Origin of the sequence: Pedobacter planticolens (assembly GCF_014172375.1) — a bacterium.
Classification (GTDB): Bacteria; Bacteroidota; Bacteroidia; order Sphingobacteriales; family Sphingobacteriaceae; genus Pedobacter; species Pedobacter planticolens.
Map to the genome: position 1 here is coordinate 1,891,962 of NZ_WNXD01000001.1, position 16,440 is coordinate 1,908,401.

10 protein-coding genes are annotated in these 16,440 nt (G+C 36.0%); 4 read left to right on the forward strand and 6 right to left on the reverse strand.

Features of this window, described 5'->3' with window-relative positions; translation table 11 throughout:
* Positions 1-811: 811 nt before the first annotated feature.
* From GM921_RS07730 to ispE, 6 genes are all read right to left on the reverse strand, one after another.
* On the reverse strand, positions 812-1,696 hold the full coding sequence (locus GM921_RS07730) for a PorP/SprF family type IX secretion system membrane protein (RefSeq protein ID WP_182922019.1): 885 nt from the start codon (positions 1,694-1,696) through the stop codon (positions 812-814).
* A gap of 1 nt (position 1,697) precedes the next feature.
* Complete coding sequence (locus GM921_RS07735; RefSeq protein WP_182922020.1) at positions 1,698-6,269, reverse strand: MBG domain-containing protein; 4,572 nt, start codon at positions 6,267-6,269, stop codon at positions 1,698-1,700.
* Positions 6,270-6,612: 343 nt separating this feature from the next.
* Entirely contained in the window at positions 6,613-8,349 is a 1,737-nt protein-coding gene (locus GM921_RS07740; RefSeq protein WP_235969794.1) for a helix-turn-helix domain-containing protein, read from the reverse strand.
* A 174-nt stretch (positions 8,350-8,523) separates the two neighbouring features.
* Complete coding sequence (locus GM921_RS07745) at positions 8,524-9,687, reverse strand: trans-sulfuration enzyme family protein (protein WP_182922021.1); 1,164 nt, start codon at positions 9,685-9,687, stop codon at positions 8,524-8,526.
* Between the two features lie 71 nt (positions 9,688-9,758).
* Positions 9,759-10,175: an OsmC family protein gene (locus GM921_RS07750; protein WP_182922022.1), complete on the reverse strand. Its 417-nt coding sequence runs from the start codon at positions 10,173-10,175 to the stop codon at positions 9,759-9,761.
* 76 nt (positions 10,176-10,251) lie between these two features.
* Positions 10,252-11,055, reverse strand: coding sequence for a 4-(cytidine 5'-diphospho)-2-C-methyl-D-erythritol kinase (gene ispE / locus GM921_RS07755; RefSeq protein WP_182922023.1), 804 nt, complete (start codon positions 11,053-11,055; stop codon positions 10,252-10,254).
* A 211-nt stretch (positions 11,056-11,266) separates the two neighbouring features.
* On the opposite strand from ispE, the gene GM921_RS07760 reads away from it, so the two are divergent.
* The 4 genes from GM921_RS07760 to secDF all read left to right on the forward strand — a co-directional run bounded on the left by GM921_RS07760 (position 11,267) and on the right by secDF (position 16,113).
* Entirely contained in the window at positions 11,267-12,061 is a 795-nt protein-coding gene (locus GM921_RS07760) for a thymidylate synthase (protein ID WP_182922024.1), read from the forward strand.
* 88 nt (positions 12,062-12,149) lie between these two features.
* A complete protein-coding gene (locus GM921_RS07765) occupies positions 12,150-12,524 on the forward strand; it encodes a four helix bundle protein (protein ID WP_182922025.1) in 375 nt (124 codons plus the stop codon).
* Between the two features lie 28 nt (positions 12,525-12,552).
* A complete protein-coding gene (locus tag GM921_RS07770) occupies positions 12,553-13,041 on the forward strand; it encodes a dihydrofolate reductase (protein WP_182922026.1) in 489 nt (162 codons plus the stop codon).
* A 111-nt stretch (positions 13,042-13,152) separates the two neighbouring features.
* A complete protein-coding gene (gene secDF / locus GM921_RS07775) occupies positions 13,153-16,113 on the forward strand; it encodes a protein translocase subunit SecDF (protein ID WP_182922027.1) in 2,961 nt (986 codons plus the stop codon).
* The last annotated feature ends 327 nt before the right edge of the window (positions 16,114-16,440 follow it).

Consider the following 16,440-nt stretch of genomic DNA (forward strand, 5'->3'; position numbering starts at 1 on the left):
TTAAAAGGCTTTTTTCTAATTTATATTTTCATTTTGCATGACAAAAAAAGAACATTTCCCGACAGGAAAAGGGTATTTCTTATCGTATTATGTCAATCATTTACTCTACTTGAGACATTTCTTATCATATTATGGTTAAAATATGGCGTATTATATCAACCATTTAACAGACAACGTCCATTGTTTGTCGTACAATGGACGTAATATGTCAACAATTTCCATTTTCTGACATATTATTAGAAATGTACACCATTAAAATTCGGGTTAGCCTTATCAAAATTTACTTTGTCAATCTTTTTTTTAGCTAGTCAAAGTTTGAAGAGGCTTATTTGAAGAAGTTTATAAGCATAAAACCTAAGCTCGTCGTCATGCTGAATTTATTTCAGCATCTTTCATGTCATAAAGACCCTGAAATAAATTCAGGGTGACGAACGTTCATATCAAACTCAGGTTTATAAGTTAGTAAACTTTGTCAATCTGTAAAAGATTGACAAAGTAGATAGGATTTACTATCGCATTACGATTCCCAATCAAGTTGGGAATGACGCAACCAAGGCAGGGTTGACAAACAATATCCATTGTATGTGATACAATTAGAAATTTACACCATTAAAATTCAATTTTAAATTTGTCAAGGTTACTTTGACAATCTTTTTTTTAGATTGTCAAAGTTTGAATAGGCCTATAAGGTTAATAAACTTTGTCAATCTGTAAAAGATTGACAAAGTAGATAGGATTTACAAGCGCATTACGATTCCCAGTCAAGCTGGGAATGACGCAATCAAGTCTGAACTGACAAGCAATAACCAATTTAAAACCTACCTCTTACATTAATTTCAAATGTACCGTTGGTATAATTATTTAAAGATGAAGTTTGTGTAGTGTACGAACCATTAATTAGGTATTTGCGTTTGTAATCCATCCCTAAACCAAAGCTTGCACTTTTAGAACTGTGATACATCGCCATTAAAAGAACCTGTTTATTGGCTATAGCAAATTGCGAACCTGCATCCCAAACATTATCAAAACCTTTTATGCCTCTGTATACTACTTTGGGTTCTATTTCTACGCCATCCATACCTGCACTAATTTCTAGTTTATAGCTTAAGGCTGTATAAAATGTCGTTACATCCGCCAGTTTAATTTCATCCCGTTTAAATAAGGTTTTTAGATTAGGCAAAACGCCTTCTAGTTTAAAACTGTTTGTGGTGTAAGCTAAACCAAAATCGCCATCTATATAGGTTTTGCGTTCGTTGTATTCTGCAGCTAAAGGATCATTCGAATTACCTACAATATCATTATTAGATAACCGTTGGTTCATAAAACCTAAGGACAGACCAAAATGCAACTGCTGGTTATCACCATTTAAGGGCAAATGATAGGCATACGTACCTACCACCCTAGTCTGGCGTTGTAGACCTGCTTTATCTAAATTAACGTTTAAACCCAATCCTACCTTGTTTGTGCTGTAATCTGCCGTTAGGCTTTGCTGAACAGGTGAGCCAGGCACATTGCTCCACAACTTACGGTAAGATAAGTTTGCGCTTAGCCCTTTTGTCTCTCCAGCAAATGCTGGATTACCCAAATAGGTATTGATATAATATTGCGATGAAAGCGGAATTAGTTGCGCTTTTGCTGTTGATATGGTTAGGAGCATGGCAACCGAACCAAAAATTATGTTAAGTAATGATTTCATCTTATTGTTGTCTAATCAAAGTGATAAATCCTTTTTGTTTTAATTTGTCAGTACCAAAATCTATGACGAAATAATAGGTTCCTTCGGCTAAAGCATTACCATTATAGGTTCCATCCCAAGTATTGCTATAACCTTTTTTGGTGTACAGGATTTTGCCAGAAGCATTAAATATGGTTACCATATTGTTGGGGTACATATCAATGTTTTTAACCACCCAAAAATCATTTATCCCATCACCATTTGGTGTTAAAAGATTAGGCGTTGTTATGGCTTGGAAATCGTTTCTAACTTCTACACTAAAACTTTGCGATTGACTACAATTACTTGCATTGCTTGCAGTAACCATATATATAGTACTTTCTGTTGGTCTTACAGTAAGGACCGCAGAATTTTGACCAGAGATAATCCCATTTGCATTGCTCCAAGTATAGATAGTACCTCCACTGGCAGTTAACACTAAAGTTTCGCCTTTACTAATGCTATTACCATTGCTACTACTGATGCTCACTTGTGGAAGTGCATTAATAGTTAATGTTCCATTGACGTATGTAAATGTATAATTTGTAGCTAATCCGCCCGTTGGCGTTAATACATAATTGCCACTTGGCGAATTACTCGTTGCAGTTGTACTTATAGTTGGTTTAGTACTTAAGCTATTTGCATTATCGGTGTTTTTAAAGCCTGCATAGGTTAGACTAAAAGTAGGCAAGCCGCTACTTTGGCAAATTTGTTTGTTATCTGCAGTAACAGTTAATGCAGCTTTGCTAATGCTTAAATTAGCAGCATTGTAGGTTATCGTGTAATTCGCACCTGCAGATAATGTATTTTGATTAATTGTATAATTCCCTGCATTCTCACCTACTGTTCTACTTAAACTTCCTGTAATTACATCTGCACCAACTAATCCTGTTGAAACGTAGGTTAAAGTTGGATCCGCATCGCCGTACACCTTGTTTTTGGCAGCAGCGCTGATGGTCAACACTTTGTTGATGATAGTTAAATTAGCAGCATTGTAAGTTATCGTATAATTCGCACCAGCGGATAAAGAACCTTGATTAATACTGTAATTCCCTACATTCTCACCTGCTGTTCTACTTAAATTTCCTGTAATTACATCTGTTCCTACTAATCCTGTTGAGGTAAAGGTTAAAGTTGGATCGACATCGCCGTATACTTTGTTTTTGGCAGCAGCAGTTATGGTCAGTATTTTGTTGGTGATAGTTAAATTAGCAGCGTTATAAGTTATCGTATAATTCGCACCTGCGGATAATGTATTTTGATTAATTACATAATTACCTACATTCTCACCTGTTGATCTACTTAAACTTCCTGTGGTAGCATCTGCACCAACTAATCCTGTTGAGGTAAAGGTTAAAGTTGGATCGACATCGCCGTATGCTTTGTTTTTGGCAGTAGCCGTAATAGTTAATGCTTTTGGAGTAATGGTTAAAGATTGTTGTACACTACTATTTTCATAATTAGAATTACCCGTTTGATTAGCCGTGATTAATGTGCTTCCTGCTTTAAGAATATGAGCCGTATTCCCTGTAATCGCAACAACTGTTGGATCAATTGCAGTATAAGTAATTGTTAACCCTGCCGATGATTGCGTAGCACCAAGTGTAAAATCTGCATCACCATAGGTTTTGGCAGCAATTGTACCAAAAACAATAGACTGGCTACCTTTTGCCACAGTTATACTAAAATTAGCCGTAGCTGTATTAAAACAAGTTTGATCTGTAGCCTTAATGCTGAAATTATATACACCAGCAGTAGTTGGTGTACCCGATAACACACCATTTGTTGCAAGCGTAATACCAGGAGGAAGTACATCTGTACTACTGTAGAGATATGTACCACTTGCACCAGTAGCCGTAATGGTTTGTTGATAATTAATAGCAACAGTTGCAGCACTTAATGTTGCTCCTGAAAGTGCAACAGCACTAGGTTCTGTTAGGGTGAACGTTTTTGTGGTTTGGCATAAATTGGCATCTTTTATCGTTACCGTATATGTACCTGCACTTAATCCACTTGCTATTGCTCCTGTTCCGCCAGACGGTGCCCAAGAATAAGTATATGATCCAGTCCCGCCAGATGGGGTTACGGTTGCCGTTCCATTCGTACCTCCATTACAAGTTACATTTGTTTGTGAAGTAGTTGCCATAATGGCATTTGGTTCGGTTATGGTAACGCTTTTTGTAATCAGGCATAGATTAGCATCTTTTATGGTTACCGTATATGTCCCCGCAGCTAGTCCAGTTGCAGTAGCTACAGTTCCACCAGATGGAGCCCATGAATAGGTATAAGCTCCAGTTCCACCAGATGGGTTTGCCGTTGCCGAACCATTAGTACCACCATTGCAAGTTACATCAGTTTGTGAAGTAGTTGCTGTAATAGCACTTGGCTGTGTTATAGTAAAATTCTTAACTATAGAACATCCATTACTAGAAGTTATTGTTACACTATAATTTCCAGCACTTAAGCCTGTAGCTGTAGCGGCATTACCACCAGATGGAGACCAAACATAGGTAAAAGGCCCAGGAGCCCCAGATGGAACAACAGTTGCAGTACCTGTATTCGAACCATTACACAAAACATTTGTTTGCGACTGGGTAGCGGTTAATGTATTTGTACTAGTTATTGTGAAATTTTTGGTCAGTATGCATCCATTGGCATCAGTAACAGTTACTGAATAATTACCTGCTGTAAGCCCAGTTGCTAAAGAAGCACTACCACCAGATGGTAACCAAGAATAAGTATACGAACCTGATCCGCCAGTAACAGTAACAGATGCTTGCCCAAACGATAAACAAGTTGCATTGATCTGGCTGGTTGTAGCGGTTAAAACTGCCGGTTGATTAATTGTGAAATTTTTAGTAGTTATACATCCTTTGGCGTCGGTAATAAGTACCGAATAATTCCCTACAGTTAGCCCAGTTGCTGTAGCAGCAGTTCCACCAGAGGGCGACCATAAATAGGTATAACCAGCTGTACCACCAGAAGCTGAAACACTTGCCGTCCCAGTTGCGCCACCATTACATAATACATCTGTTTTTGATGTTGTAGCAGTTAAAAAAGTAGGTTCGGTAATGGTAACACTTTGTGTAGTTTGACATAGGTTTGCATCTTTTATAGTTACCGTATATGTGCCAGCTGCTAGTCCGCTTGCCGTTGCAGCTGTTCCGCCAGATGGTGCCCATACGTATGTATAAGCACCTGTACCTCCTGTAACATTTACTGTTGCCGAACCATTAGTACCGCCATTGCAACTTACATTAGTTTGGGCACCAGTTGTAGCAATTAAAGCTGAAGGTTCGGTTATAGTAATGTTTTTACTAATTTCTGAGCCGTTGGCATCTCTAATGGTACAAGTATAAGTACCAGCGCTTAATCCACTTGCATTTGCCGCCGTTCCACCAGATGGCGACCACACGTAGGTATAAGGAGTAGCCCCACCACTTGCAGTTACTGAAGCTGTTGCGTTACTGCCACCATTACAAGATACATTAGTTTGAGTTGTTGTAGCATCTAGTGTCGCATCGATTGTATAGGTAAAAATTTTGGCAGACGGGAGAGCACAGGCTAGCTCATACGTAATAATTATTTGCCCTGTCCCATTTTGAAATCCCTGTGTATGTGTTACCGCAGTAGCCAACGAAGCAGTATAACTGCTACCACCACCTCCGCCACCATAAGCTGCGCCACCACCACCATAATAACCACCACCACCACCACCAGAGGCGGTACCAGCCCCGCCAGCATTACCGCCTACACCTAATATCCCTGCTGTTGCAGGAGAGGTTCCTGCTGCTCCTCCTGCAGATTGAGTTCCTCCTTGCCCTACAGCTGTACCTGTTTGATTACCACATTGAAATCCAGTTCCACCAATCAAACCACCACCGACCCCTCCAGGCTCAGCATTCGTACTACAATTATTTCCACCACCACCACCACCACCGGCAACAACAATCCTGTCAGTTAATGCCACTCCTCCTATTCTGATATCAGAGGCACCACCACCACTAGGTTGCGCAATACCACCACCGCCATTTCCACCGCCATTGTAGCCAATACCCCCTACAAAAATATATAGCGTTTGTCCAGCAGTAACTGGATAGTCAGCCACAACCCTTCCCCCATTCCCTCCCAAGTCATCTGGTTTTGTACCTGGTTGATTATAAATACCATCTCCCCCTTTTGACCCTCTTACATCTACCTTGATACTTGTAACTCCAGCGGGGACAACAAATGTTTGCATTGCCCCTGTATAACTGAATGTCTGATTGGCTTCAAACTTAGGTGTAACCGTTATTGATGCTATTATTGAATTCGTTCCAGCATTTGTGGCATTAAAAGAAGGAAGATTTCCCGTACCATTTGCCGCCAAACCTATGCCTGGATTAGAATTAGTCCATGAGTAGATTACGTTTGAAGCTGAACTTGTAAAATTAACAGGAGCTGTAGTGGCTCCATTAATGGCTCTCTCATTTTGAGGCTGATTCATTGGTGGGCATTGTGTATAACCATATTTAGCTACAATACATAACACTAAAATCAATAGTAAATTCTTCATATTGGGAACGTTAATTATTGGATATTTTACAATAGATAAAACATAAATCTAAATTTGTGCTACACGGTAAGAAAAGTACAACCAGATTAAAATCATTAGGCATATTGATACTAGAATGATGATAATGGGAATAATTGGTTTTCCTTTAGGCTTTTGCATAACCAAATCTGCATTTAACTAGTAAGCAACACAAGGATTTAGGGCGGACAAAAAAGCGGACAAGGTTAGTTCATTAGCTCAATTGTTCATTGGTTCAATGGTTATTATTCAAGTTTGAACTGAAAACTGAAACAATTAACTGGAAATTGAAGATTGTTAACTGAGAATTGTAAACTGAAAACTGTTAACCGTATACTGAATTTAAGCTACAGATATACTCTTCGAGTGTTTGCCCTTCGGGGATGGCGATACGCTGTTTTAAACGACGTTTGCTTCGGGTAACACTTTCTTTGCTGATCCCCAACATACTGGCCATTTGTCTATCGCTAAGTTGTAGACAAATTAAGCTGGCCAATCTTTCTTCGGCTGGGTTAATATGGGTAATAAGTGATTCTAAACGAACAAAAAAGCCAGGATAGGCATTGGAAACCATTTCTTTAAATTTTTCCCATTCTCTATCGGTAACCAGCACATAGTTTAGCAAAGTAGTGCTTATATTTTTTTCTTCTGCATCGGTAGCATGAGATTTGAGCGCCTTATTTAAGGAATAAATCAGCCTATCTTTTTCTAAAATATTTTTACTAAAAGCAATTACTTGTTCACGTGCTTCTAACATTTGCTTTTCGGTTTCTTTTTGCTTTCTCAATTGTTCTTCTTGTCTATAGTTAGCTCGAATACTAGCTCTACTATAAATTAATATTGCAATTATGGTTAGCAAAATGATACCTATTAAAATAAAATTCCGGAGCAATTTTTCGCGACTAAGTTTGTTATTGGTTTCATCGTAATTACCCTGCAAGTTATCAAAAGCCATTTGTGAACTTAGTCTATCTAATTTGCTAGCATTAATTTCTGCAGTTTGCTTCTCCTTTAACTTCTGGTAGCGATTATTGTATACTTGTGCGCTATCGGGTTGACGTAGATATAGGTAACTCTCTGCAATTCCTTTCAACGCACTAATCTGTTCATTTTCATCATTTCCTTTTATAGCATACCGCAAAGCCGATTTCCATTTACTATTGGCCAATTCATAATTATAATGCTTAAAATCAACTTCAGCCAATATATTTTGTGCAATGGCAGCATTATTTAGCATCTTATTTTCTATACCTACATTAAGTTGTTCCTTTACTAAAGGTAAGCCTTGTGCTTCCTTTCCTTGCATTATAAAGGCATGGCCAATATTTCCTCTTGCTATACCCAACCATAATTTTTGAAATGCTGGCGAAGGATCAGGCTTTTTAGTAAGCGTGTCAATTATCTGTTGATAAAAATAAATGGAACTGTCGCATTTACCCAATTTGAGGTAAGAAGCTCCAATCATATCTAATTGAAAAAGATACACTCTGGGATCCCATTTTTTCACGTCTACATTTTTAAAAGTGAGGCATTCTCTACCAAATGAAATGCTCTCCTTATAGTCTTTAGTATGAAACAGTGCATAACTGATATTAAAGAAACGATTATGTACAAATGAAAAATGTTGGAAGCCAATCTTTCGCTGTAGCTCAACTGCTTTTAAATTATACAACAGAAAATTGCTTGGTTTACCCAAATTCAGCTGTGCAAATAATGCATATAATTCTGCTTTAAGTTGATTGTCTTTTAGACTATGTGCGATTTCTATTGCTTTAGCCAGCAGGTTATAATCGGCATGGGTTACGGGTTTACCATACTCTTGCCTACCCAAAATATCATACATTAATATTCTTACTTTCAACCGATCATCTGGATGTTTATCTAGCCAAGCATATAATGCTTTTCTCTTTCTTTGAAATTTACTACTGTCGCTTCTAACCTTTAATTCTTCATAGGTTTTTTCAGCGAGATGAGTTTGCGACGTATCTGTTACTTGCCATGCGGTTATTAGGTGCTTTATTTCGATATCTTGTGCTTTTACTTTAAAGAAAAGTACTTGCATAAAAATAATAGCAATTAAAGAGAGCCGCATCAAGAATGTAAATTAGGGATGTTTTACACGAAAATACTGATAAATATCAGTAAACGACAAGGTGAATACACAAAAAAAGAGTAAACTTTTAGGTTTACTCTTTTTGCAATTTTGAATTCTAAACTGTTAATTGAGAACTGTTAACTAGGCTAACGCATCTTCAATATCTTTCAAAATATCATTAATATGTTCTAAACCGATAGAAAGACGAATAGAACCTTGTTCTATACCAACTTCTAAACGTTGTTCTTCTGTTAGTTTACTGTGTGTACTTGTTGCTGGGTGCGTAGCGATTGAACGCGTATCAGCCAAGTTTGCAGAGATCGAAAACATTTTCAGTCCGTCCATAAATTTACGAGCGCCATCAATTCCTCCTTGTACCACTATAGTAACAATACCTCCACCTTGTGTCATTTGCTTTTTAGCAATTTCATATTGAGGATGTGATTTTAAGAATGGATATTTTACCAATTTAATTTTCGGATGTTTTTCTAAATATTCGGCAACTTTTAAGGCATTCTCGCAATGGCGATCCATACGAACTGCTAACGTTTCTAAGCTTTTAGATAATATCCAAGCATTAAACGGTGATAAAGATGGTCCACTATGACGAGCAAACGCAATAATATCAGCTATTAAAACTTTACTACCTAAAATAATACCACCAAGCACACGACCTTGTCCGTCAATATATTTTGTTGCCGAGTGAATAGAAATATCAGCGCCTAATTTAATAGGCTGTTGTAAATAAGGAGTTGCAAAACAGTTATCAACTACAAATAAAACGTTATGTTTTTTTGCTAAACCAGCTAAAAATTCTAAATCAATAATATCAATACCAGGATTTGAAGGTGTTTCTACAAAAATCATTTTGGTATTCGGTTTAATCAACCCTTCCCAATCTTGAGGTTTGTCTAAGTCGGCATAATCAAAAGTAACACCCCATTTAGCAAATACAGTAGTTAATAATTGGTGCGTTGAGCCAAAAACCGAACGACTTGAAACAATATGATCACCGCTTTTTAGAAATGCTCCAAAAGTGGTAAAGATGGAAGCCATTCCAGTAGCTGTAGCAAAACCATCTTCTGCTCCTTCTAGCAAGCACATTTTTTCTATAAACTCCGAAGTGTTTGGATTAGAATAGCGGCTATAAACGTTTCCCTTCTTTTCATTAGCAAATAAGGCACGCATCTCTTCAGCATCATCAAATTTATAACTTGAGGTAAGGTAAATAGCTGAAGAATGTTCTTTATGGCTGCTTCTTTCTATTTGAGAGCGGATTGCAATGGTTTCAAAATTTTCGGACATGATATGGTTTATTTGTTCATTACTATTATTGGTTCAATAGTAATGTCTTTTGCGTAAAGCAGTTTATTAATCTATTTATTAATTGTATAGGTAAAGTTTATTGTTGCAGAGCGACCTAAAATGTTTGAAACAGAGCAATATTTTTCAAATGTCATTTGTAAAGCTCGTTCTACTTTTGTTGTGCTTAAATCGCCAAATAAATCAAAGTGAATATTAATTACGTCAAAAATTGGCGGCATTTCTTCGTCTCTTCTTGTGGCTTTGATACTAATTTTAATATCATTTAAAGGTTCTTTTTGCTTGGTTAACACGTTCACCACATCAATGCCGCTACAACCACCTAAACCAACAAGCAAAGTTTCCATTGGTCTAAAGCCTTTTCCTTCGCCTCCAATTGCTGGCTTTGCATCTAACTCAACCTTAAATCCAGCTTCGTTACTTGCTTCAAAATTAAATTTCCCGCTTTTGCGGATTAGATTTATTTCCATTCCTTTAGTACAAAGTATTTAGTAATTAGTATTTAGATATGAGCCGCTTTGATCTTTCAGCTTTTATCTTTTTGCTTTAAATTCCATAAAAAACCTGATTCTCTTTTTCTAATTCAGAAAGTTGAATTGGTTTTTCGAAAATGGCGAAAACAGATGAACCGCTACCACTCATTAGCGCAAATGTAGCACCTGCAGCATAAAGCTTTGTTTTTATTTCGTCAATTTGCGGATATTTTGCAAAAACTGAAGTTTCAAAATCATTCACAATCTTATCTCTCCACTCATTCAAAGGCAAATGTATCAATTCTTTTAGGGAAATTAAAGGCTGCTTTACTTTTACATTCGCATAAGCTTCGGCAGTTGAAACATGCACAGGAGGTTTTACCAACACTATAAAGTAAGCTGATAAATCAATTTCTATATCTTCAAATTCATCGCCTTTGGCAAATGCATAAGCTGGTTTATTTTCAATGAAAAAAGCACAATCTGCGCCTAAATTTCTAGCATAGCTTTGCATTTTTTCAATTGACAAACCCAATTTAAACTTATCATTTACGAGTTTAATTAAAAATGCTGCATCTGCCGAACCACCGCCTAAACCTGCACCTACTGGAATATTTTTCAATAAAACGATTTGCTGATTTGGCAAATTAAAATCAGTTTGTAATTGTTTAAATGCTTTTAAGCAAATATTATCATCGGCTTTGCCAGGAATATCAATACCTTTTATAATACAACTGGTTTCTTCAGCATCAATTAATTCTACTACATCATATAACTTAACTGGATAAAAAACAGTTTGAAGGTTATGGTAGCCATCATCTCGTTTTTCAGTTAAGAACAAGCCTAAATTTAGTTTAGCGTTAGCAAATGATAGCATTATTATTTTTATTTTGTCATCCTGAGCCTGTCAAAGCATAGAATTACGATTTTTGGGTGTGTGATTTGAAAGTAAACCCTATTGCAAACATACAAATTGTAAATTATTTATAAATAGTTGGAAAAACTCCACAATGTGGAAAAAACATAAAACGTACAGACTTTAAAATTTTTAGTTTTGTAATAGGATTTTTCTTCCTCCTTAAAATAAGATGAAACAATATTTAGATTTAATGCAACATGTGCTAGATCATGGCACACAAAAGCACGACCGCACAGGAACAGGAACGATTAGTGTTTTTGGTTATCAAATGCGTTTTAATTTGCAAGATGGTTTCCCGATGGTTACGACCAAAAAATTGCACTTAAAATCTATTATACACGAATTAATTTGGTTTTTAAGTGGCGATACAAACATTAAGTACTTAAAAGATAATGGTGTAAAAATTTGGGATGAATGGGCGGATGAAAATGGGAACTTAGGCCCTGTTTATGGTTCGCAATGGCGCAGTTGGCCAAAACCAGATGGAGAGAAAATTGATCAGATTACTCAAATCATCAATACCATAAAGAACAACCCCGATTCGAGAAGAATAATTGTTTCTGCTTGGAATGTTGCCGAAATAGAAAACATGGCCTTACCTCCTTGCCATGCTTTTTTTCAGTTTTACGTAGCAGACGGCAAATTAAGTTGTCAATTATATCAACGCAGTGCGGATATATTTTTAGGCGTACCTTTTAATATTGCTTCTTATGCACTATTAACTATGATGGTAGCACAAGTTTGCGATTTGCAATATGGCGATTTCATCCACACACTTGGCGATGCGCATTTATACAACAACCATATCGAGCAAGCCAATTTGCAATTGAGTAGAGATACTAAAGCCTTACCTCAAATGCATATTAATCCGGCCATAAAAAACATCTTCGATTTTAAATTTGAAGATTTTACTTTGGAGAATTACGATCCACATCCACATATTAAAGGGGTAGTGGCGGTTTAGTTAGTTCATTAGTATCATTGGTTCATTAGTATAGCTAATTGATCATACACAGTTTATATCATCCCTAAGAAGATTTAAACAAAAAACAATGAGCTACAATAGAATTGAGGATTTAGAAGTTTATATGCTGGCAGAAGAATTTTCCAATGAGGTTTGGGATGTTGCCGCTAAATGGGATTATTTTGCAAAAGACACTGTTGGCAAACAGGTTTATAGGTGTGCTGATTCAATAAGTGCGAACATTGCTGAAGGATATGGTCGCTTCCACTTTAAAGAAAACAAAAATTTCTGCTATTATAGCAGAGGATCAATCTTAGAAACTAAATCATTTCTAAGAAAAATGAAACACAGAAGCTTGGTTACAAGTGAAGGATATGAGAATTTATTCAATAAATTAGAAATTATTCACATCAAGCTTAATGCTTATATAAAGTTTATTGGAAAAAGATCGGTAATCGATTGAACCAATGAACAATTGAACTAATGAACCAATGAACAAAGTAACCATAGTAGTAGCCATTTCAGAAAACAATGCCATTGGTAAAGACAACCAATTGTTATGGTATTTACCTGCCGATTTAAAGCATTTTAAAGAAATCACCACTGGTGGTACTATCATTATGGGGCGCAAAACTTACGATTCGATAGGCAAACCATTACCTAATAGAAGAAATATTGTAATTACACGTAAAACAGATTTAGAAATTGCAGGTGTAGAAGTCGTAAATAGTTTACAAGAAGCATTATCACTTTGTGAGCAAGAAAAAGAAGTATTTATTATTGGCGGTGCTGAGATTTATAAACATGCTTTAGTATTTACCAATCGGATATATTTAACAACCGTTCATCAAAGTTATGAGGCCGATGCCTTTTTTCCAGAACTAACTGATAATGAATGGGAAGAAATCAATCAAGAATATAACGAAGCTGACGAAAAAAATAATGTAGCTTACACTTTTTCAACATTAGAACGCAAATAGCGAAATTTCCTTAATAAAATTTCAATAAGATACCTATTATTTAAAAAAATAATTAGATTTGCCGACTTGTTTAAAAACAGCATACTATAGAAAAAAATAATTTACAAACAAATGCAAGGTAAAGGTTTTATTAAATTTATGGCAATACTATTAGGTATTGTCTGTCTGTATTCTCTCTCATTTAATCTAGTTACTTATAACGTAGAAAAAGATGCCAAAGCTTATGCTAAAGGCGATGTGGCGAAAGAAAAAGCGTATCTGGATTCGATGGCTACTGTAGCTGTTTATCCTGGTTTAGGGCTAACGTATCAACAAGTAAAAGGTAAAGAGATTAACCTTGGACTTGATTTAAAAGGCGGAATGAATGTTACGATGGAGATTTCGTTGGCTGAGCTGACTAAATCTTTAGCTGGTAATACTGCTGATGCTAACTTTAATCAGGCAATACAAAACGCACAAACTCAAATGAACGCTGGTGGAAAAGATTTCATCACTTTGTTTGTTAATGAATACGAAAAACTTGCACCTAACGGGAAATTAGCAGATTTCTTCTCTAATCAAGATAATGCTAGTCAGTTAAAAGCTAACGCAAGCAACGATGACGTTAAAAAATTCTTATCTAAAGAAGGTACTAGTGCAATAGATCGTTCATTTACTATTTTACGTAGTCGTATTGATGGTTTTGGTGTTGTTGCACCTAACATGCAAAAACAAGAAGGTTCTAACAGGATCTTTATTGAAATGCCAGGTGTGCAAGACAAAGAACGTGTTCGTAAATTATTACAAGGTTCTGCTGAATTACAATTTTGGCAAGTTTATCAAAACGAAGAAGTTGTTAATATTTTAGAGAACATTAACAAAACACTTGCACTTACTATAAAAGACACTACAGCTGTTGCTACTGCTAAACCTGCTGATACCGCAGCGAAAGGTAGTAAATTAGCTAATTTGACTAAAGGTGCTACTGTAAAAGATACTTCAGCAACTGCTCAAAAAGCAGAAGCAACTAAAACTAATCCTTTATTTTCGCTATTAAGTATTCCAACATATACTGCAGAAAATGGTCAACCAGCTTTACGCCCAGGACCAGTTGTAGGTTGGACTTTACAAAAAGATACTGCTAAAGTAAAAGCATTTTTTGCTAGACCAGAAATTAAGTCATTAATTCCAGGCACCATGAAATTCATGTGGAGCTTGAAACCAATGGAAGGTAGCAAAGCATTTGAATTGTATGCTATTAAAGTTGCTTCCTTAGACGGAAGACCTGATTTAGGTGGCGAGGCGGTTTCTAACGCAATGCAAGGGTACGATCAGAAAAACAGACCAGAAGTAACCATGTACATGAACAGCGATGGTGCTGCGAAATGGAAAAAAATTACTGCTGATGCATCTGCTGATCCTAACAATAAAAAAGCAATTGCTATTGTATTAGATAACACGGTTTATTCTGCACCAACTGTACAAAATGAAATTCCGAATGGTGTATCTTCTATTTCTGGTAGTTTTACCTTAGAAGACACTAAAGATTTAGCTAACATTTTAAAAGCTGGTAAATTACCTGCTCCTGCTAAAATCGTTTCAGATTTCGTGGTAGGTCCTTCATTGGGTCAACAAGCAATTGATAGCGGTTTATCATCATTTGTAATTGCATTCGTTGTAATTCTAGCATTTATGGCTTTCTATTACAATAAAGCTGGATGGGTAGCCAACCTTTCGTTATTAATTAACTTATTCTTTATTATGGGAGTGCTAGCTGCGTTTGGAGCTGTACTTACCCTGCCTGGTATTGCTGGTATCGTATTAACAATTGGTTTATCAGTAGATGCGAACATTCTAATTTTTGAACGTGTACGAGAGGAACTCGCCCATGGCAAAAATACAGCAGTTGCAATTAAAGAAGGTTTTAAACATGCAATGCCTTCAATTATTGACTCGAACGTTACCTTATTTATCTTAGGTATTATCCTATTCATCTTCGGTACAGGTCCTGTTCAAGGTTTTGCTACTACATTATGTGTGGGTATTGTAACTTCATTATTTGCAGCAGTTTTAATCTCTCGTGTAATTTTTGAAGGTTTATTAAGCAAAAAAGCAACTATCTCTTTTGATAATAGCATGACTAGAAATGCATTTAAAAATATTGCTTTCAACTTCGTGGGACATAGAAAGTTATATTATGTTATTTCTTCTGTAATTATTCTTGCAGGTATTGGTTTTTACATTAAAAATGATGGCTTAAACCTAGGTGTAGATTTTAAAGGTGGTAGAACTTACATGGTTAAGTTCGACAGAAAAATGAACACTGAAGAGGTGACTAAGAAATTGGTTGCTAACTTTGAAAACGAAGAAGCTTTAGTAAAAACTGCTGGAACTGATAACTCATTAAAAATTACAACTCCTTACCACATTACAGATCAAGATCCTAATGCTGATAAAATTGTTGAAAATGCATTAAGAAAAGGATTAACAGAAACTGGAGCTAAGTTTGAAATTGGAAGTTCTCAAAAAGTAACACCAACTATTGCGAGTGATATTATTTACGGAGCTTACGGAGCAATCTTATTCTCTTGTATTGTAATGTTTATTTACATCTTGGTACGTTTTAGAAAATGGCAATATGGTTTAGGTGCGGTTATCGCATTATTCCATGATGTGTTATTGGTAATTTCATTATATACTATTTTAGACGGTGTATTGCCTTTCCCATTAGAAATTGGACAAGATTTTATTGCAGCTATTTTAACGGTAATGGGTTACACCATGACAGAAACTGTAGTTGTGTTTGACCGTATTCGTGAGAAATTAGGTGAAGCTGGTAAAACTGATGTATATGGTGAAGAACGTAATACATTAATTAACTTCGCACTGAACAGTACATTAAGTCGTACCATTTTAACTTCATTAACTGTATTTTTTGTGTTAATGGTTATCTTCGTATTTGGTGGAGATAGTATCCGCGGATTTATATTTGCCTTATTAATTGGTCGTATTATCGGTACATATTCATCACTTTGTATCTCTACACCAATTGTAATTGATTTATCTAAAAAACACGCAGATCCTGTTAAATAGATTTTAATTCTCATAAAATATAAGGGTCTCAAAATTTGAGACCCTTTTTTTTGTTTTAAAACTCCCATATTACCACGAAGAACATGGAGAAAATCACAGAGAAAATAGAGAAGTTGAAGGTTATAAAAACTAAAAACTCCATGTTCTCTGCGTTAAAATCTAAACCACAAAGAACATAGAGAAAACCACGAAGAACACAGAGAAATTGAAGACCATAAATCTAAAAGCTTAAAACTCCATGTTCTCTGTGCAAACTCAGCGAACTCAGTGTTTAAAAAACCGTTCGGTAAAACACCAACCGAAAGTTAATTAGGGTGAGGTTCTCAA

Bases quoted from the DNA above. Each gene is read 5' to 3' on its own strand.
- GM921_RS07745 (WP_182922021.1), bottom strand. From the start codon at position 9,687: ATGTCCGAAAATTTTGAAACCATTGCAATCCGCTCTCAAATAGAAAGA.
- GM921_RS07760 (WP_182922024.1), top strand. From the start codon at position 11,267: ATGAAACAATATTTAGATTTAATGCAACATGTGCTAGATCATGGCACA.
- GM921_RS07730 (WP_182922019.1), bottom strand. From the start codon at position 1,696: ATGAAATCATTACTTAACATAATTTTTGGTTCGGTTGCCATGCTCCTA.
- GM921_RS07735 (WP_182922020.1), bottom strand. From the start codon at position 6,269: ATGAAGAATTTACTATTGATTTTAGTGTTATGTATTGTAGCTAAATAT.
- GM921_RS07770 (WP_182922026.1), top strand. From the start codon at position 12,553: ATGAACAAAGTAACCATAGTAGTAGCCATTTCAGAAAACAATGCCATT.
- GM921_RS07750 (WP_182922022.1), bottom strand. From the start codon at position 10,175: ATGGAAATAAATCTAATCCGCAAAAGCGGGAAATTTAATTTTGAAGCA.
- GM921_RS07740 (WP_235969794.1), bottom strand. From the start codon at position 8,349: ATGCAAGTACTTTTCTTTAAAGTAAAAGCACAAGATATCGAAATAAAG.
- secDF (WP_182922027.1), top strand. From the start codon at position 13,153: ATGCAAGGTAAAGGTTTTATTAAATTTATGGCAATACTATTAGGTATT.
- ispE (WP_182922023.1), bottom strand. From the start codon at position 11,055: ATGCTATCATTTGCTAACGCTAAACTAAATTTAGGCTTGTTCTTAACT.
- GM921_RS07765 (WP_182922025.1), top strand. From the start codon at position 12,150: ATGAGCTACAATAGAATTGAGGATTTAGAAGTTTATATGCTGGCAGAA.